Annotated in this window: 16 protein-coding genes; 9 read left to right on the top strand and 7 right to left on the bottom strand. The window is 39.4% G+C overall.

Translation table 11 applies throughout. The features are described from left to right. Positions 1-129: 129 nt before the first annotated feature. Positions 130-561 carry a hypothetical protein gene (locus EHQ62_RS07940; RefSeq protein WP_135641699.1) on the top strand — a complete coding sequence of 144 codons (432 nt, stop codon included), beginning with the start codon at positions 130-132 and terminating at the stop codon, positions 559-561. 41 nt (positions 562-602) lie between these two features. On the opposite strand, the gene EHQ62_RS07935 is transcribed toward EHQ62_RS07940, so the two are convergent. Further along, complete coding sequence (locus EHQ62_RS07935; RefSeq protein ID WP_135641697.1) at positions 603-2,384, bottom strand: methyl-accepting chemotaxis protein; 1,782 nt, start codon at positions 2,382-2,384, stop codon at positions 603-605. A gap of 135 nt (positions 2,385-2,519) precedes the next feature. Next, positions 2,520-3,719 (bottom strand): metallophosphoesterase, encoded by a 1,200-nt coding sequence (locus EHQ62_RS07930; protein WP_135641695.1) that lies wholly within the window; start codon positions 3,717-3,719, stop codon positions 2,520-2,522. 70 nt (positions 3,720-3,789) lie between these two features. Here EHQ62_RS07930 and EHQ62_RS07925 point away from each other — a divergent pair, with 70 nt between their 5' ends. Then, positions 3,790-5,298, top strand: a complete 1,509-nt coding sequence (locus tag EHQ62_RS07925; protein WP_135641693.1) for a malate:quinone oxidoreductase — start codon at positions 3,790-3,792, stop codon at positions 5,296-5,298. Here the strand turns inward: EHQ62_RS07925 and EHQ62_RS07920 are convergent. Continuing rightward, on the bottom strand, positions 5,291-6,541 hold the full coding sequence (locus tag EHQ62_RS07920; protein WP_135641692.1) for an OmpA family protein: 1,251 nt from the start codon (positions 6,539-6,541) through the stop codon (positions 5,291-5,293). The genes EHQ62_RS07925 and EHQ62_RS07920 overlap by 8 nt on opposite strands. 102 nt (positions 6,542-6,643) lie before the next feature. Here EHQ62_RS07920 and EHQ62_RS07915 point away from each other — a divergent pair, with 102 nt between their 5' ends. Genes EHQ62_RS07915 through EHQ62_RS07900 form a run of 4 tightly spaced genes read left to right on the top strand, consistent with a single transcriptional unit; the run spans position 6,644 to position 11,971 of the window. Next, positions 6,644-7,828 (top strand): NAD(P)/FAD-dependent oxidoreductase, encoded by a 1,185-nt coding sequence (locus EHQ62_RS07915; RefSeq protein WP_135641690.1) that lies wholly within the window; start codon positions 6,644-6,646, stop codon positions 7,826-7,828. Next, positions 7,825-8,802 (top strand): sigma-70 family RNA polymerase sigma factor, encoded by a 978-nt coding sequence (locus EHQ62_RS07910; RefSeq protein WP_135641688.1) that lies wholly within the window; start codon positions 7,825-7,827, stop codon positions 8,800-8,802. Before EHQ62_RS07915 ends, EHQ62_RS07910 begins: the two co-directional genes overlap by 4 nt. Positions 8,803-8,815: 13 nt before the next feature. After that, positions 8,816-11,227 (top strand): ATP-binding protein, encoded by a 2,412-nt coding sequence (locus EHQ62_RS07905; protein WP_135641685.1) that lies wholly within the window; start codon positions 8,816-8,818, stop codon positions 11,225-11,227. Positions 11,228-11,230: 3 nt separating this feature from the next. Further along, positions 11,231-11,971 (top strand): SDR family NAD(P)-dependent oxidoreductase, encoded by a 741-nt coding sequence (locus tag EHQ62_RS07900; protein ID WP_135641684.1) that lies wholly within the window; start codon positions 11,231-11,233, stop codon positions 11,969-11,971. Between the two features lie 27 nt (positions 11,972-11,998). On the opposite strand, the gene EHQ62_RS07895 is transcribed toward EHQ62_RS07900, so the two are convergent. Beyond that, the gene (locus EHQ62_RS07895; protein ID WP_244241687.1) at positions 11,999-13,078 is read right to left on the bottom strand and encodes a BPSS1187 family protein; all 1,080 of its coding nucleotides are present in this window, start codon (positions 13,076-13,078) and stop codon (positions 11,999-12,001) included. 399 nt (positions 13,079-13,477) lie between these two features. Between EHQ62_RS07895 and EHQ62_RS07890 the strand changes: the two genes are divergently transcribed. Continuing rightward, positions 13,478-15,238: a GAF domain-containing SpoIIE family protein phosphatase gene (locus tag EHQ62_RS07890; RefSeq protein WP_135641682.1), complete on the top strand. Its 1,761-nt coding sequence runs from the start codon at positions 13,478-13,480 to the stop codon at positions 15,236-15,238. A 23-nt stretch (positions 15,239-15,261) separates the two neighbouring features. Here the strand turns inward: EHQ62_RS07890 and EHQ62_RS07885 are convergent, their stop codons facing one another. From EHQ62_RS07885 to EHQ62_RS07875, 3 genes are all read right to left on the bottom strand, one after another. Further along, positions 15,262-15,645, bottom strand: a complete 384-nt coding sequence (locus tag EHQ62_RS07885; protein ID WP_135641680.1) for a hypothetical protein — start codon at positions 15,643-15,645, stop codon at positions 15,262-15,264. 123 nt (positions 15,646-15,768) lie between these two features. Further along, complete coding sequence (locus tag EHQ62_RS07880) at positions 15,769-16,407, bottom strand: hypothetical protein (RefSeq protein ID WP_135641678.1); 639 nt, start codon at positions 16,405-16,407, stop codon at positions 15,769-15,771. A 131-nt stretch (positions 16,408-16,538) separates the two neighbouring features. Further along, positions 16,539-17,072, bottom strand: a complete 534-nt coding sequence (locus EHQ62_RS07875) for a gamma carbonic anhydrase family protein (RefSeq protein WP_135641676.1) — start codon at positions 17,070-17,072, stop codon at positions 16,539-16,541. 157 nt (positions 17,073-17,229) lie between these two features. Here EHQ62_RS07875 and odhB point away from each other — a divergent pair, with 157 nt between their 5' ends. Together odhB and lpdA are read left to right on the top strand one after the other, a co-directional pair. Then, complete coding sequence (odhB, locus tag EHQ62_RS07870; protein ID WP_135641675.1) at positions 17,230-18,462, top strand: 2-oxoglutarate dehydrogenase complex dihydrolipoyllysine-residue succinyltransferase; 1,233 nt, start codon at positions 17,230-17,232, stop codon at positions 18,460-18,462. 8 nt (positions 18,463-18,470) lie between these two features. Continuing rightward, positions 18,471-19,877 carry a dihydrolipoyl dehydrogenase gene (gene lpdA, locus EHQ62_RS07865; RefSeq protein ID WP_135641673.1) on the top strand — a complete coding sequence of 469 codons (1,407 nt, stop codon included), beginning with the start codon at positions 18,471-18,473 and terminating at the stop codon, positions 19,875-19,877. Positions 19,878-19,896 lie beyond the last annotated feature (19 nt).

Here is a 19,896-nt window from a genome sequence, read left to right as displayed (position 1 = left end):
CAATATAAACTGTATTATTTTGATAAATAGAGTTTTATTTTTCATTAAAAATTTTCTTTTAATATATTAATTCTTCTAATTTTAGATTTTCTCAGTTTCATAAACTGCAATGAATCGAAAACAAATTCCTTGTTAATTCCCCTTTCTCTCGTATCCATTCTCCAGATAGAAAAGTCAGAAGAACAAAATCGCCTAAACGAGTGCACAGGAAGGATCCCTGGGAAAATCTGTATCACGATCGTCGAACACCACCCGGTAAATATCAAACAAATCGAATTATTCCAAGGAGGAAATCTGATTTCAATCTTGGATGCAACAGGTGTTCCCATCACAGACGCGATGTGCTCTATTTATTACAATATTCAGTGGAACGCGAGTGCTCCCTATCGGAGCACTAAAATTTACTTAAAAAATACAGATGGTGAGATTTGTGGGATCGGATGGGAAGAAAAAGATGGAAAGACCATTGACCAACTTTTAGATGCATCGAATACAGATACGCAACTCAATACAGTTACAGAAATCAATTCGAATGGCCTGACATTAAAATTCTATCGGTAATAGAACAGAATGTAACACTATAGAATGGAACCAATTGCACTTCAAAATCGAAATCGAGACACAATCTTTTCCATAGAGTCAGACACCAATTGCAAACGATTGGCTTCTTCAGAAATCTCTGCGAATGTTGTCGAAATTTGGGTATGATTTTCCCATAACTCTTGTAAGTTGGAATTGGAGTTTTCTGTATAAATTGTTTGTAACTCCATCTCACTTGTGATTTTTTCCGCATCCAATTGGAATTCGCCCACCAGCTCTTTTAATGATTTCACATTTTCAGAGTTTGTTTCACTGGTTCGTCCAAACATCTGAACAACTTGCGAAATCTCTTCAAATTTCGATTTCACATCTTCGTTGGTTTTGATGATACCTTTCATTGATTCCAAACTTTCTTTCGATGCCACTTGGGATAATTTCACAACACGTTTGATCTCTTCGATATTTTTTGCTGTTTCATCGGCAAGCCTTGAAACTTCACTTGCAACCACTGCAAAACCGCGACCCATAGAGCCTGCCCTTGCCGCTTCTATGGATGCATTTAAAGAAAGTAAATTCACTCGATCCGAAATATCTTCAACGATGGAGATTGCGGATTTGATATTTTCACTCATCTGGTTCATCTGTTCTACTTTTTCAAATGCAGATTCAATGGCATCTTTTGCCAGTTTCACAGTCCCTATGGAATGGATTGTATTTTGTGAAAGTTCATCCGCTTTTTTAGAAAGGTTTGTCATTTCGTTTGTAACAATGGTGAGTTCTTTCGCCAAAAAATTGGTTTTTTCTTTTTGGGTTAACACTCGTTCGTATGTTGCTTTTGATAAACTTTGGATTTGGTTCACCGAATCAAAAGTAGAATCAAGTTTGTTTTTTTCGGAAACCACTTGAGAATCGATCACCACACCTTTATCTAAAATTGTTTTTGATGTTTCCGATAAGGATACTGCTTCTTTTTTTGCAGTCTGGAAATAAGATCGTAACGAATCCATAAATAAATTTAACCTAGCAATGGTATGACTCAAATTTGTGGCTGAGAGTTGTGGGATGGTATCAGCCAACTCTCCATTTGATAATTTTTCAATGGAATGGTTAAGATTTCCAATATCTTCCTTTAATGATTTGCTCCCAACATAAGCTGAATAAATCATAATGATAACCATCATCACAAAGACAATTGGCATTTGGTACACCCAGTAAGGAGATCGAAAATCTGTTGCTAAAAGCAAAAACAAATAATAACCAAAGGTTAACATTGGCAATATGGCAACTGCCATCATTGTAAAAAGATTACGTTGGAAAACACCAAAAATGCGAAACTTTGATTCATCTAAATGGATCTCAGCAAAACGTTTGTTTTTGAGAACAGAACTTAAATATACCTCTGTTTGAAAGTAAAATGCCAAATAAATGATTGGAACAAGCATCACACAGGCATAGGGTAAGGCCAAAATTTCAACCGCAGGCAAATCCAAAACTGAAATTGCCAAAAGTGAAAAACCAATGATGGAAACAGTCCAACGGATGAGGATCACCTTGCCTTCCCAGTGAGGGTGTTCGAGTAACCCTTTTTTTAAATCTGACAAAGTTTGGTTGTCCTTAACATGTGAATCACTCAAAAGAACTTTTAGCCTTCGGTATCTCAGTGTGATTCCGACTACCAAAGGAATGAGGGAGAGAAGTGTACCAAGAATTGCGAGTTGTATGAGCGTATCAGAATCAAAACTGGAAGCAAATAAACAAAAGTTGATAAAATAAGGAAAAATCAATAAGTATAAAGGTGCTTCGATGGCAAACGTCAACTTCCTGATCAACTGATTTTCTGTCATTCCTATGGAACCATCCTGTCTCTTTGACAATGATTTTAGAAAAGGGACGCGGCATCATCCATTTTCATTTTTTTCATTAGGAAACAGAGTGTAAGAATGGTTCAGAGTGAACCGTTGTCTGTCAAAATCAATAGGTTATCCTTCAGATTGTAAGGTTAAAATGGAAATTTCCGCTGGGGCTCCCAAACGAAAAGGAGGCCCCCAATAGCCTGTCCCCCGACTCACATAAATCTGGGTGCCTTTGTACTTGTGGAGGCCTGCTACAAATTTTTGCGCAAAATAAATCAATAGGTTGCCTGGGAAAAATTGACCACCATGGGTATGGCCTGAAATTTGAAGGTCAAATCCAACTTTGTTTGCTTCGTAAATGCTATTGGGTTGGTGGGCTAAAAGGATTTTATAGTCAGTATCTTCACCACCAGCCATTGCCCGCCTTGGATTTGTTTGGTGGGATTTGATCATGGATCCTGCGGTTAAATCCGTCACACCTGCCATGAGCAATTTGGACTCACCCACATTTAAAATTTTGTTTTCGTTTAGTAACACATGGATGCCTAAATTTTCAATTTCGGGTAACCAAGACAAAACTCCCGAATAGTATTCATGGTTCCCGGTCACATAATACGTGCCATATTTGGATTTGATGTCTGACAAGGGCTTTAGGTGGTGTTTGAGAGTGGCTGCGGGACCATCCACAAGATCCCCTGTGATCACCACAACATCTGGTGATTGGAGATTGATTTTACCAACCACACGACGAAGGAATTTTTCCTTAATCGTTGGTCCAATGTGTATGTCCGAGATCTGGACAATTTTGAATCCGTGGAGGTCCTTCTGCAAATTCCGAACAGGGATTTTGGTTTTTTTGTATTTCAGGCGAACATGAGCATTGTAAAATCCAAGTGAACTGAGAGCTGTTGCAACTACAATCGTAGAAAAAGCCAAACTGAAGTTTTTCACTTCTGTCACACCATCGATCGGAAATCCTAATTGGAGTAAGGTGGAAAATAGAAACCTAGAATAATCTGAGACAAACCCAATGTCTAAGACCCGAAGCAGGTCCATCAAAAGCACCAAGGTGAAGAGGATGGAGAAAAATCCAAAATGAGTGAAACTGACATACGCAAAAAAAGTTTGGGTTTTCTCTCGTTTGGAGACCCTGCTAAAAATATAGGTTACGGGGACAAGGACCACCAGGGCTCCGATCCCTATCAAAATCAATGTCACCACAGGGCCATTCAGTGAAAGTCCTCGGATCAAACGAAAGGTAGAATAGTAATAGATAAATCCAAGTAAGGATGTCAGAACGGACAAAAATAAGAAGAATACTTTCAAAAAACTAACCTTACCTATTGGACAGGTTTTTCATCAAGAAAGTCTCGATTATTGACGTCAGTAGGATAGAATGAAAGAAAAAGAAACAGTACGAACCAAATCAGATGTGATTCTAATAGGTGCAGGGATCATGAGTGCCACTCTCGGGGTCCTGTTAAAAGAATTAAATCCTAAGTTAACAATCTCAGTTCTGGAAAGACTGGATGCCGCCGCACGAGAAAGTTCCAATGCATGGAATAATGCAGGGACTGGCCATTCTGCTTTTTGTGAATTGAACTATACAGTTGAAAACGAAGATGGTTCGATCCAAACCAAAAAAGCACTGCAAATCGCAGAATCATTTGAAATCTCTAAAGAGTTTTGGGCCTATCTATCCGGAATCAAACAAATTATAGATCCAGAAGATTTCATTCACTCCGTTCCTCATTATAGTTTTGTTTGGGGAGAAGAAAATGTTCGATTTTTGGAAAAACGTTTCCATGCGTTAAAAGAATATGAACTGTTTAACGGACTCATTTACACTGAAGATCGAAACACCATTTCACAATGGCTTCCACTTGTCATGAAAGGAAGAGACCCTTATGAAAAAATCGCCGCCACAAAAATGGATTTAGGCACCGATGTGAATTTTGGTACCCTAACGCGAGCTATGTTTCGATACTTGGAAAGTTTTCCCGATGTCCATGTTCATTATTTTGAAGATGTCAAAGATTTGGAAAGGAGTGAAACTGGATATTGGCACCTAACATCAAATAATTTACAAACCCATGAAAAAGAACACTTCGAAGCAAAATTTGTTTTTATTGGGGCTGGTGGAGGGAGTCTACCACTTCTCGAAAAATCAGATATCCCTGAAGCAGAAGGATTTGGTGGGTTCCCTGTGAGTGGGCAATGGTTACGATGTAAAAATAAATCCATCATCAAAGAACATTTTGCAAAAGTGTATGGCAAAGCTAATGTTGGATCTCCTCCAATGTCTGTCCCTCATTTGGATACAAGGATCATTGAAGGGAAAAAGGAATTATTATTTGGACCTTACGCTGGTTTTACGACTAAATTTTTAAAAAAGGGATCTTATTTTGATTTGGTGAAATCATTAGAGTTTGATAATATTTTTCCAATGTTATCAGCTGGTATGCATAATTTGCCTCTCACGAAGTATTTGATTAGCCAAGCTTTACAATCTCATGAAGACAGAATTGAAGCCCTGAAAGAATATTTCCCTGAAGTCAAATCGGAAGATTGGGAACTTGTTGTGGCGGGACAAAGAGTACAAGTGATCAAAAGGGACGAAGAAGAAGGTGGGGTATTAGAGTTTGGAACAGAAGTTGTTTCCGCTAAAGATGGAACACTTGCGGCACTACTGGGTGCAAGCCCCGGGGCATCCACATCCGTTTCGATTATGTTGGAGGTATTATCAGATTGTTTTCCAGAACAAATGAAGTCAAAAGAATGGAAGGAAAAACTAAAAACAATGATCCCGAGTTTCGGAGAGTCCCTGAAGGACGATCCGAAACTCTGCACGAGCAGTAGAAAACGGACGGAAGAGTTACTTTGTTTAAAAACCTTGGTTACTTAACTTTTTTTCTAAGTTCAATCACGACTTTTTCTTTTGATTCCACTGTGTAAAGGGCCGATCCTTGAGTGGAATCAATGATCCTTCTTGGGTTCACGCCTTTTTCACGTAGTACACGGGAGATTGCTTGTGACCTTTCAAATCCTAAATCATAATTTTCATAATTACCAGGTAGGTCTTCTTTGTAAGGTGAAGTATAAGTAATTACTAAGATGTCATATTCCTTGTATTCATTTTCCAAACTCCTTGCAATGGCATCGAGCCTTGCCCTTCCTTCCAAATGGATGCGGCTCGATGGTAAATCAAAGATCTCACTTGCAAAGAATACAAATCGTTCTAGTTTTGATTCTAAATTTTCATTTGATTTAGTGTTCACATCAGACGTAGCAGTATCCATCACTTTTTTTGGAGCTTCGTCTAACACGAGATTGTCTTTCTTAGAGAGGGAAAAATTGAGACCAATTCCAAATTTAACTGCTGTCTCTTCATAATTTCCACGATTGCGATATCCCGAAGACGGTACTTTATAATTTACGATATAGGTATTGGCATGTTCTACTTCAGAACTGATAAAAAATCTATCATTGAAGTGGTAACGAAATCCCAGACTTCCAAAGACACGATTGACATTGCCACCGTATAACCTTTCCGAACCTGCACCTCCCCCAATTCGTATATAAGGATCAAAAGGGCTATTTGGATTCAAATGGAAAAATAAATTCAAATCAGCAGTACCTGCGTTGTAAAATTCACGTGTCCTTTGTAAATAAACCTGGACCAAATCGGTAAAGCTTAATAAGGAAAATTGTGTGGATACATTGATGGGTTGGAGGGCTAACAATGTGATGAGCCTCGTATCAACCGTACGAAAATGGGCAGCCGTAATGACTTGGTTTGTGACAGCAAGTCCAATGCCAAAGTATTTGAACAATCCGTATTCAAAACCAACCTCACCACCTCGGCTAGAAAGCCTTGTCCTTGCCTCGGTTATTTCCTGGTAAATTAAATAGTTTAGAACACGATCACTTGTATTACTTGAAATTGTATTGAGCGCTAGGTAATTGGGGAAGTTGTAATTATAAACTGCTTTTTGGATGGAACCTGAGTTGTTTCCGAGGCCACCGGTTCCCATTCCATAAAAAATCAAATTCCCTTTGTCAAATCCTTGTGAAAAAAGCCTTTGTGCCGGGGACAAGGTGACCACAACCAAGCTTATTAGGATTAATTTTTGCTTCCATTTCTGCATGGGTGATCTTGTCCCAATATCGCCTGTTACTGCAAGTTCATTTTTTTTCTAAAATCTGTCACAAATGAACACCCACCAATCGTCTTGTAGCTGAGGTATCCGATGAAAACAAATGTAGTGATTTTAGGGGCAGGTTATGCAGGCATTTTATGCGCCAATCGATTGGAAAAACAAAACAAAAATTGTAAAATCACCCTACTCTCCGATCAATTTTATTTCCAAGAGCGAATCCGTTTCCATGAATTTGCAGTCGGCAGGGCAAAGAAGAGAATTCCGATCCAGGAATACTTACGCAAAAACATTGACTTTCAATTAGGAAAAGTAACCAATATCGATCCAAACAATAACACAGTGGCATTCCATTCACACCAAGGTGAAAGATCCGTTCCCTATGATTACTTAGTAGTGGCGATCGGAAGTGGGAATATAAAACAACTGAGCCCAGAGGAAAATTCCATTCAATCCGAAAAAGCTTTGGTAACCTTCCAAATTAAAAAAGATCCAAACCAAATCAAAAACTTATGCATATTAGGTGGTGGCCTAACGGGTATCGAACTCGCAACAGAATGGAAAGAACGATTTCCAAATGCAAATGTAACAATCGTAGATACAAAGGAATTTGGACATTCCTTTTCTGAAACAGGAAAAGCCCACCTAAAAAAAACGTTTGCTCGAATGGGGATCAAAACCATTGAAAACATTGCCATACAATCGATTCAGAATGGGAAAATAAGTTTCCAAAACAAAACAAACTTAGAATACGATTGCCTAATGAATTGCACCGGATTTCAAACGGAATCACTTTTTGATCATTCAGCGTTGCATACAAATACCAAAGAACAAATTTATGTGGATGGTTATTTACGATCGAAACAGCATTCTAATCTTTTTGCGATTGGAGATGTTGCAAAAGTCAATGATTCCATCTTACGTATGGGATGTGTCACAGCACTACCAATGGGAGCCTATGTGGCAGATACCATCAACCAAATCATAAAAAACAAAAAACCATCGGAGTTTCAGTTTCAATTTTTTGGAAGGTGTGTTTCTTTGGGTAGAAACGATGGACTCATCCAATTCACTTATGGTGATGATTCTCCAAGAGAATGGATCTTAAAAGGGAAATTGGCAGCCTGGACCAAGGAATGTGTGAATCGATTCACTTTGTTTTCAATCTACATGGAAAAACTTTTGCCTTTCCGATTTTACCTTTGGCCCAAAGGAAATCTTTTCCAAAAACATAATTGGAATCAAAAGATAAGGGAAACAAAAGAAGTCGCTAGATGAATGATATAAATTCTTTTTTAAGTTGGAAAACCTATCTTTTTTCAATTGCATACCGGATTACTGGAAGTTATGCGGATTCAGAAGATATTGTCCAGGAAAGTTATCTCAAATGGCTTTCGTTAGATACTTCAAATATACACAACCCAAAGTCATATTTGGGAAGTGTTGTGGCAAGACTTGCCTTTGATTTGTTAAAAAAAGCCTCGAGAAAAAAAGAAACCTATATCGGTCCTTATTTACCCGAACCAATTCCTGAAATCATGGAAGGAGTTGATGAAGAAAAAATCAATTATGCTTTTCTTGTCATTCTGGAAACACTTAATCCATTTGAACGAGCTGTTTTCATTTTACGAGAATCATTCGATTTTGATTTTCAGACAATTGCCAAGGTTGTCGGGAAAAATCCGACCTATTGCCGTAAACTTTTAAGTAGAGCCAAACAAGCATTAAAGAGTAGGAAAAAGAAGTTTGAACCAGATCCCAAATTACATGCAAAATTATTTTTGGAATTTAGTCTTGCTTGCGCCAAACAAGATACAAAGTCTCTTTCGCTCCTCCTGCAAGAAGACGTGGTCGCTTATTCGGATGGAGGTGGCAAAGTCCATGCGGCAAGGATTCCGATTCCTGGAATCATTCGAGTTACCACTTTACTCAAACAAACAACTAAAAAGATATCCGATCCAAGCCAAGTGTATTTTGGTTATGCCAACCAAACTCCAGCGGTAATTGGATATAACCCTGATGGTAAACCCATCTTTGTCCAAATGTTCACAGTCAATGGCGGAAAAATTGACCAAATTTTTAATATAGTGAATCCAGAGAAATTAAAAGGGTTTCAAAACCTAAACCAATTAAGAAAATTAGGATATATACGGAAACCAAACTTATTTGCCTTCGTTCTCATTACGTTGAAAAAGAAAATTGTTTCCTTATTCGATTTGGCTTTCAGATCCATACAAAAAAATTCGTCATAATTGATGTAATCTCGTGAAACGTTTCCTTGTTTTTCTTAAATGTATTTTTCTCTTTTCTATCGTTTTCTACAATTTGAGTTGTAAGAAGTATGAGTTTTCACATCCACCTAACGCAAAACAAGGGGTCATTGATTTACGAAATTGGGATTTCACAAAGGATGGAAACGTTCTATTAAATGGGGAATGGTTCATCCATTGGAAACAATGGGACCCAAATCCAGAGGCAAACAACCCTAGTTTCACAAAAATTCCAGGCAATTGGACAGAAAATTTTACAAACGTTTTACCCAATGGGTATGCGACTTTAGAATTGAAAATACTCGTAAACCCAGCTGTAAAATCATTTTACCTCCAAAACGGTGTGACAAGGAATGCCTTTCGTATCCAAACAAACGGGGAAACCATTTATGAATCAGGTAAAGTTGGTTCAGATGTAATATCGGAAATCCCAAACATCAGTATCCAAACAGTTTCCATTCCTAAAACGGATGATGGTGTGATAGACCTTCGAGTTCAGGTATCTTGTTTCCATTATCATGTCTGTGGGATCGCAACTCCTTACCAATTTGGAACTAATGAAACGATTAACAAATCTTTCTTTGAAGCAACAAGCCGTGACATCTTGGTATTTGCCTCACTGGGCACACTTGCTTTTTTTCACTTTGTTTTGTTTCTTTTTTGGCGAGATGAAAAAACACATTTGTATTTTGCTTTTGTTTGTTTCCTTGCTTCGATTCGAATTTTAAGTATCGGTGAAACCAGACTCATCTACAATTACCTTCCCATCGGTTTTTACGAAATCATGATTAGGATCAATGGTTTTACATTTACACTACTGTATTTGTCTTTTGTACGGTATGTTCAGGAAATTTATCCTGACAAAAAGTATCACATATTCTATCGTTCTAATTACATATTCGCTTTACTATTGTTATTTGCAATTCCTTTCAATTCAGATACTTATTCAAAAATCCAATCATTTCATTTGATCTTATCTTTGTTTGGTTTATTTACTTTAATTTATCCAATTTTCCTTGGTGTATTGATTAAAAAACCAGGTGCAAAATTCTTTTTGTTTTCCCTTGTAGCGACGATGTTACTCTTTTCATTGGATATTTTGACTGAATTTGCAAAAAAGGGAACCGCATACCTTGCCCAATACGGGTTTTTGGTGTTTGGATTGTCACAAGCATTATTCATTGCAGATCGGATGATCCAAAATTTTAAAAACAAAGAAAAGTTAAAACAAGAGAAAGAGTTAGCTTTAGCTGAAGTAAAATTTAAATCCGCATTTTTATCCACAATGAGCCATGAAATCCGAACTCCCTTAAATGGAATTTTGGGTATGACTCAAATGTTGGGACAATCCAATTTAAATGAAGAACAAAAAGAATATTTGAGTTTGATCCAGTTTAGTGGCGAAAATCTTTTACTGTTAATTAATGACATTCTTGATTTAACAAAACTGGAAGCGGGAAAATTTGAATTAAGATCAGAAATTATTCTTTTACCTAAATTCCTAAATGATATCATACAATTGTTTCGTTCCAAACTAAAAGACAATCATGTCCAAATCATATTAAATTTTCAAAATGAACCACCTACCCACATTCTAACAGACCAAAGACGATTCACTCAAATCCTATCCAATCTACTGAGCAATGCTGTTAAATTTACAGAAAAAGGGAAAATAACGGTTTCACTTAAAACCATAACCTTAAATGGAAATAAATGTATTTTGGAAATTCAAATCATGGATACAGGCATTGGGATTCCTGAAGATAAGGTACCCCTCCTTTTCCAACCCTTCCAACAAATCCATTCTCATCTTTCAGAAAAATCTACTGGGACTGGCCTCGGTCTCACCATAACCAAAAAAATCGTAGAAGAGATGTCAGGTACAATTTCGATTGAATCAGAATTTGGTAAAGGATCAGTTTTTACCATAGAACTTCCTGTCACGACCACGGCCGAAAATGGGAACCAAAAGAATAAAACGGAAAACCAAAACATCCTCAAACTCACAGAATGGGAAAAAAACTTAGCAAGTCATTATCCACTTAAAATCGTAATTGCTGATGATGACCCAATCAATTTGAAAGTAAGTCAAATGTTCCTAAAGAAATTAGGTTACAATGCCTTACTTACCGAAAACGGAAGACAAACTTTAGAAATTGTGGAAGCGGAGAATCCTGATTTTATTTTTTTAGATGTTCAAATGCCTGACATAAGTGGGATTGAGGTGGCAAAACAAATTCGGAGTCAATTAAACAGGAAGAAACAACCGATTATCATTGCACTCACTGCCAATGTCATGGAAGAAGAAAAAGAAAAATGCCTTGCGGCGGGTATGGATGATTTTATGACAAAACCACTCCTCATACAGGATCTGGTTTTTATGATCAAAAAGTGGTATAAGGGATAAAGGATGTTAAGGGAACACACATTAGTTGTTGGTGGGACTTCCGATATTGGAGTTTGGGTAATTGATGCACTCGCAAAACGAGGCCATTCGATTTCCATTACGGGTAGGAACAAAAAAAAATTAGCTGAAATCAAAAATGATACAAAAAGGAAATACAACCTTCCAATTCTTACTTTTGAATTGGATATAACCAATATGAATTCCTTTCAAAAGTTTTATTCTTCTCTTAAAGAAAAACCGAATCATGTTTTTGTTTTAGTAGGGTATTACGAAGACCAAAATGAAGCCCGTAAGGATTGGAAAGAATTAGAAAAAACAATTCAAATCAATTTTACAGGTGTTGCCGCACTTGTGAATCATATTTCACTTGCGATGGAAAAAGAAAACTCTGGGACCATAACCGTGGTGAGTTCGGTAGCAGGAGAAAGAGGAAGGAAATTAAATTATATCTATGGTAGTGCAAAGGCAGGGCTTACTACCTACCTTTCTGGTTTACGCGCGTTACTCTATCCCAAAGGTGTTCATATCGGAACCATTTTATTGGGACCTGTTTATACAAAGATGTCTTTCGGACACAATCTAATTCCATGGTTAACACTGAAACCAGAAGTTGCCGGTGAAAAAATTGTTTCGGCTGGTTTAGAAAAAAAAGACCAAATTTACATTCGTTGGCCTTGGCGATGGATTATGTTACTCATTCGAATCATACCCGAATGGATTTTCAAACGACTCCCAAGTTTTTAATCGTTCCAATTCCTTGACAAAGAAGGTTTAAGGATAACTGATGTAGTTCCAAATTGTCTGGAATCCATTGACCATGGGACAACTATGCAGTGCTGCAGTTCCCATACCATTACAAGCATTTGTCACCAAACGTTTGCTATTTCCATACGGAAACCCAACATTTGTATTTGTCAAAGTCCCTGTCATTCCCAATTGATTCAACCAAACATCTGTTACCTGATTTGCGTTTCCACTAAAATTGGCAACAGTATCATTTTCATGGATAAGACCGTAGTATGATCCTACTGGGGCGGCTTGCGCATTGGAAAACCAGGAGGGAATCGAAGCTGTTTGTAAACTGTAATCGGAGACCCCACTGTAAATGGAAACACGACCTACTGCTCGAATTTTTCCTTGGTATGCGGCATGCCCACTCCCTTGCGAATGACCACCAACATACACATTGGCCCAATTGATTGTGCCTCCCGTTAGAAAGGTATCCCAACCCTCACTAGGGTATGTTGATTTGAGGTATTGCAATAAAGACAACAAACGCCCTTCGATGGAATTGTTTGTGTCAACAGAAACATAAGGAGAAACTTGTGATCCTGTCACAACTTCATTCCGCATATTTTCAAAACAACTTGTATCGTTCCTTGCAGCACCTTGGTTGCAAACCGTATTCACAGCCTCTGCATTGGGATAACTGAGGCCAATCACATGGTATCCTTTCGTTGCCCCTTGTTGCAAAATGGCTCCCACCTCACAAGGTGAAGATCCAGTGCCTGGATAAAACACTGACAAAATATTTTTTTTGGTCACTCCTTGTTGTGGAGGGTATACGTGATGAGGGTTGTTGTCTGTGTTTATGGATGAGGAAGTGAGGGAAGGTGGAATTTGGTATCTTTGTAAAGATCCTACCATCCCACTCGATGGATTGGCATTTTGGCCTGCACAAGAGCGTAGGTACAAGTTGAGTCCCAGTAAAACCACCAAATCATCGTTTGATTCTTTTTCTTTTTTGCAAAATAGTAAGTTAGAAACCAAACAGACAAAAAAAAGGAAATGGAAAAACCGCAAAAAGAATATTTGGAAAAACGAATGGAATGAAACAGGAATAAACTTCATTGAAACGATACAATCCATTCCGATCTCAGATTGGCAATCCAATTCTTTTTCCTCACTGAAAGTTGGAACTAAAACAAAAACCTTTGATTTGGACAAATGGTACGGGTAGGTTTTCCCTACAGGGATCGGATTCTTTTTTGACACTGATTCACATAATGCACATTCCCTTCTTTCGATTCAAAACTCAAAAGTAAAAAATTTGGGGCTTTTACTCCTTTGGAGTGGATCTTTTTTGCCACTTACTCCAATCCAAAAACTAACTTTGTGTAGATGGAATCTCAAAACACATTCAGCCAAAGATTTAAAAATCCTTTCCCTTTCCCTAAAACGCAGTGAAAAACACAAAAAATTCTAAATCGACGAAAGTGAAACGATTGGAAAGATTGGTATGTTGCCTGTATGACCGATCCCCAAACTAGCCTTAGTAAATTCCGAAGTTTACTGCACATTTCATCCATTCTCAATGCAAACTTAGATTTGCACCAACTGCTCCCTCTCATCATGTTGTATTCCAAAGATTTGTTAGAAGCAGAAGCAAGTTCCCTCTTCCTTTTGGAAAACGATGAATTTTTGTATTGTGAAGTGGCCTTGGGAGAAAAAGGGGAAATCATTCAGGAATATGCAAGGTTGGAATTTGGAGAAGGCATCGTGGGAATGGTCGCCAAAGAGAAAAAACCGATTGCCTTGGAAGATGCCTACAAAGACCCCAGATTCAATCCCGGTATGGACAAAAGGACAGGATTCAAAACCAAATCGCTGATTTGTGTCCCACTCTTTGTTGAAGAAAGGCTCATTGGAACACTCGAAGTCATCAACAAAACCAATGACCGAATTTTTAATGATGCAGACTTAGAATATTTAATTTCACTTTCCGAAGTAGCGGCAACTGCCATCCAAAATGCCAATACCAAAGATAGTTTGGACAAACGAATCTTAGAATTGTCCCTACTCTATGAATTTGAAAAACTTTCCGTTTCCGAAAAAAGTTTAAACGAACTTGGAAAGTGGATGTTAAACAGGGTTTTGGAATATTTGGGGGCTTCTTCTGGGACAATTTACCTTGCCAATAACACCAAACAAGAATTAGGGATACTTGCCGCCAAAGGAATCCCTGAAGATGCGTACGACCAAATCAAAGTTCCCTATGGAACAGGGGTATCGGGATGGGTGGCAGAAAAAAAAGAAAGTTTACTCATCCATAACTTGGATATGGATCCAAGGTACAATAAACTTTCACCTTACCGTTTCGAATCGAAGTCATTGATTTCAGCACCGCTCATCTACCAAAACGAACTTTTGGGTGTGATCAGCATCAATAACAAAATCTCTGGTTATGCCTTCCAACATTCGGATTTGGACTTACTCACAAACATTGCGGCAAGACTGAGTAATACAATCAAAAATGCACAACTTTTCCATCAAATTGTTGATACAGGAAAAGAGTTAAGTCGTGCCAAAAACATCATGCAAAAAATTATGCCATCTAACTTACCTAAGTCGGCTGGACTTTCTTATGGTGTGTCCCATATCCCTCTCGAACAAGTGGGTGGTGATTTTTACGATGTCACCGAACTCGAAGATTCTAAATTTTCCATTTTAATTGCAGATATATCTGGGCATGGCCTTTCTGCTGCAGTACTTGCAGCAATGTCCCACATGGTTCTCAAAAACTTTGAACCCGACATCAAACTAAGTCCTTCTCAATTCCTTACAACACTCAACCATATGTTGTATGGAAAACTTGCAGGAAATTTTCTCACTGCATTTTATGGGATCATTGATTTGAAAAAGAATTCCATCCTTTGTGCCAATGCAGGGCACCACGCTCCATTCCTCATCCAAAAACCAACTTCTTCCCTAGAGCAACTGGATGTAAAAGGAAAAATTTTAGGCCTTATCCCAGATTTGTTTTATGAAGAAAAAACCTTTTCGTTTTCACCAGGGAATAGACTCGTATTGTATACGGACGGTATCACGGAACATATGTCAAAAGACCATAACAGACGTTATGACGAGGATCTCTTCCAAAAAGCCATTTTAAAATCAATTGATTTGGATACACAACAATCTGCAAACGACCTGATCCAGTCAGCAAAGGATTATGTTGGCTCCAATGAATTTGCTGACGACGTCACAGTTTTGTTAGTGGATCGTATCTAAACGAACACGACTCCGTTATATCCTTAAGGCAGAGGTTGGTCCGAAACGGGTTTGAGTTGGCAGGTGGAAGCCATAACCAATGTACCACTTGGATCTCTTGAGGCAATGAGGTAGGCTGAAGAAAGTCGGATGCAGGCTTTCGCTGCCTTTCGTGGAAAGGATAAATCTCGTTTTTGGTAACTCACACCCATTGCATCTGGCCACCGGGCAAGGATTCCAAAGCCAAGGATTCGCCTATTGTAATTTATGCGGTCATTCACAACATCCAATCCGTAAATTCCAATGTAGACAGTAAGTTCATCGAAGATATCTCGGCCGAGCATCGTCTCTTCACCTATCCCAGATTTACCTAAATTACTACATTGAAAAACAAAAAGGAAAAGGATTAGAAATTTTGCATGTTTCACAAACTAACAATCCGATAGGTGAATCAATTGTAAACGAACAATCCAATCAGATCTAAAAAAATGTATTGTTAATGTCCCATATTTTCAGAACCAATCCAAATAGATTGGGAACAAATCCGTTTATTATTCGATGGATTCGTTGCCTTTTGAACGAAGGGTATTCCATAATTCTGGATTTTCCTTACAATCCTTGACTAGTTCTGCTTCAAATGCATCAACTAACATACGTAAGGAAACATTGGAAGTGTCAAAATTGGATCCTCCATCCACAGAATCAGAAAATATGGGCAACACAATGGAAAACGGAATGGATAACCATGACACAATTCGTTTGCTTTGGATTGGGAAGGTGTAATCACGGATAACTTTTTTATCTTCTCTATCCATGAGAGTGAAGGTAACATTCGACTGAGTTTCAACAAACCAAGGGAAGACACCCAAGGTGAGTAGGAATAATAATCCAGAAACGCCAGAATTATCAAAATTTGTTTTAGTTGTGTAGGTCAGATTCAGTTTGGAATTACGACTCATTTTAAAAAGTTTTGATTTTGCGATTTCAAATTCCAAAGCCTGAGAGTTGTATAAATTGCCTTTCGGAGATTCTTCCACTCGGATGAGATGGAATCGGATTTTGTCTTTGCCGAATTCCTCATTTTGGCCATCCAGTTTAGGAATTTCATTGGCCAGTGCAAAGTAATGGAAGTTACAAGACAGAGAGAATAAAAAGACAAAGGCGAAAACCAATCGAAGGCAAACATTCATAGGTTAGGTTAGACTGCCAAAACGGAAAAACTTCGGCAAGCGGATTTAATCATTTCCCCGCGCAAGGGGGAGAAGCGGAAATCCTTTTGCAATGAGCAAAAGATTGGAGCGGATCACCCGGTCCCTTTCTGTTAAGAAAGGGATGTGCCCCCTATCCCTTCACTCCGATAGTTTTCTTTGTACTTCACATAATTGTTTGCAGTGCGTGTGATGATCTCTCGGTCTTTGTCAGTGATGTCTCGGATGATTTTGGCAGGGCTACCCATGATGAGAACACCTGGTGGGATTTTTTTCCCGGGAGGGACAAGGCTACCTGCACCCACAAACGACCATTCGCCAATTTCCACATCGTCCATGATCATTGCCCCCATCCCCACAAAACTATGGTCCCGCAAAACACATCCGTGGATGGTCGCATGGTGGCCAATGGATACATAATCCCCGATCGTGACAGGATACAAATCTCTTGCCACATGTACAAGAGTCATGTCTTGGATGTTCACATGTTTGCCAATGGTAATGGTATTTACGTCACCTCTTAACACACATTGGAACCAAATGGAAGAATCTTCGCCAATCGTAACCTTTCCCAGTACATCTGCGGAAGGTGCCACCCAGGAGCTTGGGTGAAGGGATGGTGTGTGGCCTTGAAACGTTCGGATCATACTGCTACAGAAAGGGGGCCAAACTGAAACTCAAGGTCTTTTCGTTTTTTCCGCTTGCGTTTTTACCTTTGAGTAAGTTACGGTAGTCTTAGATTCAAATGGGATCTCACTCCTCAAAAACGCTATTTTTCTCTAAAAACCTGCTAAGGAATATTTCATGGCAATAGAAATCAAAGTCCCCGAGATGGGGGAATCCGTAACCGAAGCGACCATCAGTGCTTGGACCAAAAAAGAAGGCGATGCCGTAAAAGTAGACGAAGTGCTCGCTATTTTAGAAACAGACAAAGTTTCATTAGAAATCCCTGCTCCTACGTCTGGGGTTTTAAAATCCATCTCCAAAAAGGTGGGGGACGTTGTCCATGTGCGTGACATCATCGGTGCCATAGAAGAAGGTGCTGTGGCTTCGGCTCCTAGTGTTTCTAGTAGCGCAGGCACAAAAGCAGAAGCTCCTGCAGCACAACCTAACACGGGAAAAGTGAATGAAGAACTCCCTCCTGCTGCTCGTAAACTCATCGAAGAAAATAAATTAGATGCCTCAAAAATCACAGGCACAGGTCGAAACGGCCAAATCACAAAAGAAGATGTGATCCTCTTTATGGAAAAAGGTGGTGTAAGCGCAGGTTCCGCACCTAAGGCTGCAACTCCTAGCCCTGAAATTCCAAAAGCGGTTGTGGTTTCGGCAAATGCGGGACCAAGAGAAACGGTTGTGCCAATGACAAAACTTCGCCAAACGATCGCTAATCGATTGGTGAATGCACAACATACGGCAGCCATCCTCACTACGTTTAACGAAGTGGACATGGCACCGATTATGGAACTTCGAAATAAATACAAAGACAAGTTCAAAGAAACACATGGTGTGGGTCTTGGCTTCATGTCACTTTTTACTAAAGCAGCTGTGGCCGCTCTTAAGGCTTTCCCTGCCATCAATGCAGAAATTCGCGGAACGGACATTGTCTACAAAAACTACTACGACATCGGAGTGGCTGTGGGTGGACCAAAAGGACTTGTCGTTCCTATCGTACGAAATGCCGACCTCCTCAGTTTTGCACAGATTGAACAAGAGATCGCAAGGCTTGCAGGCAAAGTGAAAGATGGAAAAATTTCACTCGAAGATATGGAAGGCGGAACCTTCTCCATATCCAATGGTGGTGTGTATGGATCGATGATGTCGACACCGATCCTGAACCCTCCTCAATCGGGAATCCTTGGGATGCATAACATCGTCAAACGTGCCGTCGTTGTGAATGACCAAATTGTGATCCGACCGATGATGTACCTCGCGTTATCCTATGACCACAGAATTGTGGATGGAAAGGAAGCAGTTCAGTTCCTTGTGAAGATCAAAGAAATGGTAGAGGATCCAACTAGACTCCTCTTTGAGGTATAGGCACAAATATGGAACAATATGATATCATTGTCATTGGTGCCGGTCCTGGTGGGTATGTGGCTGCGGTTCGCGCGGCCCAACTCGGTAAAAAAGTAGCCATCATCGAAAAACGAAAAACACTTGGTGGGACTTGTCTCAACGTAGGTTGTATCCCTTCCAAAGCCCTATTGGATTCATCTGAGGAATTTCATAAAACAAAACACAAGTTAGCAGACCATGGAATTTCCGTAAAAGATGTTAAAATTGATATCGCAAAGATGATGGCAAGAAAAGACAAAGTGGTGAGTGAAGTGACATCGGGTGTTGACTACTTGATGAAAAAAAACAAAATCACTCGTTATTTGGGCCATGCAAGTTTTGTTTCTAAAACAGAAGTATCGATTACTGCTGAAGATGGAAAAAAAGAATCCATCAGCGGAACAAACATCATCATCGCTTCGGGCTCTACACCCATTGAGATCCCACCCCTTCCTGTAGATGGAAAAAACATTGTGACTTCTGACCATGCCATTGGATTTGATTCCGTTCCCGAACACCTCATCATCGTGGGTGCAGGGGTCATTGGACTCGAACTTGGATCGGTATGGTTACGACTCGGTGCCAAAGTCACTGTAGTGGAACTTATGCCACGGCTTTTCGGAACGGCTGACCAAGCAATGGCAAGCCTTGCCGAAAGACTTTTGACTGGGCAAGGGATTAACTTCCTCTTTGAAACCAAAGTGCATGGTGCCAAAGTTAAAGGCAAAAAAGTCGAAGTCGAAATCGAAGGCAAAGACGGCAAAAAAACAATTCTCGAAGGAGACAAGGTCCTTGTTTCCATTGGTCGCCGTCCCAACACAGATGGACTTGGTGCCAAAGAGATTGGAATTGAGATGACAGACCGTGGTCGTGTCAAAGTAGAACCTAACAAATTCCAAACGAACATTCCTAATATTTATGCCATTGGGGACGTAGTGGATGGACCGATGCTTGCCCACAAAGCCGAAGACGAAGGCATTGCTGTGGCCGAACTCATTTGTGGCAAGTATGGCCATGTGAATTACAAAGCCATCCCTTGGATCGTTTACACTTGGCCAGAAGTGGCTTGGGTAGGACAAGGCGAAGAAGAATTAAAAGCCAAAGGCATTGAATACAAAGTGGGTAAGTACATGTTCAAACCCAATGCCCGGGCCAAAGCGATGAATGAAACAGATGGCCAAGTAAAAGTCCTTGCCGATAAAAAAACGGACAAACTGCTTGGTGTCTATATCGTTGGACCTAGGGCCTCCGATATGATCGCAGAAGCTGCCATCGCATTTGAGTTTGGTGCGAGTGCTGAAGACATAGCTCGTTCCACACATGCCCACCCCACTCTTTCCGAAGTCCTTAGGGAAGCGGCAATGGATGCGGATGCAAAATGGTCCATCCATTCATAATGGAACTGTTGTTTTGTTG

Origin of the sequence: Leptospira jelokensis, assembly GCF_004769635.1 — a bacterium.
GTDB classification, from domain to species: Bacteria; Spirochaetota; Leptospiria; order Leptospirales; family Leptospiraceae; genus Leptospira_A; species Leptospira_A jelokensis.
The sequence above is the reverse complement of the archived record's forward strand: the minus strand, read 5'-3'. Positions and strand labels throughout refer to the sequence as shown.